This is a genomic window from Echinicola sediminis (assembly GCF_054777495.1).
The window spans coordinates 1-713 of the sequence record NZ_BAAHAP010000245.1; the positions used below are offsets into that span (position 1 = coordinate 1).

1 protein-coding gene is annotated in these 713 nt (G+C 51.6%); it reads left to right on the plus strand.

Annotated features, from left to right (window positions below):
- Positions 1 to 432: 432 nt before the first annotated feature.
- Positions 433 to 713, plus strand: a 281-nt coding sequence (locus tag ACYVAA_RS22995; RefSeq protein WP_460546447.1) for a replication initiation protein, incomplete at its 3' end; no start/stop codon positions are given.

Here is a 713-nt window from a genome sequence, read left to right on the forward strand (position 1 = left end):
CCCCGAACCCCGCCAACGTTTCACGGAACGCGAAAAAATTCCGCGTCCCGTTCACCGTTTTCTGATGAGAAAGTTTGCTGTTTTGACCCGTTCGCCCTTCTGAACGCTCGAAACAGATCGCGCATTGCTTTCGTGAATAGTTATGCAGCCTCCTAAAAACAATTCTGCCGCGTTTTTCTGGTTCTTCCTGGTGTTTCCTTGTATTTCTGCGTTTTTTGCGTCAGAAAGCGTCTGAGAGCGTTTTAAGGGGGGCGCACAACGGATGTTATGGTAAATGGATCGGGTTTGCGGGAAGGCTCGACAGGTTTTGTCGTTGGGGGTAGTGTAAGCGACTGAAAAACAAACGCCCCTGAAATTCGTGTCTCTCCGCCAAGATTGTCACGAAAATTCAAGGGGCGTGTGGGTCGTAACACACGGAGGAAATCCTAACACATGAGCGCCGCGCTTCAATACTTCGAAGAAAATTTACCCCACCGTCCCTATCACACGGATGATCTCGCTTTTGGTCTTCGCATCTCCGGCAAAGGGCGTGCGCTTCTTGCGCGGTACATCCAGCAGAACCAGCCTCATGCGCAGTTCTGGCTGGTTTTTGACGTTGACCGTGTAGGAGCTGCGATTGACTGGAGCGACCGGAACGCCCCCGCGCCGAACATCACCGTAAAAAATCCTGTGAACGGTCAGTCTAAGACGCTCAACATACACGTAGCTTCAGT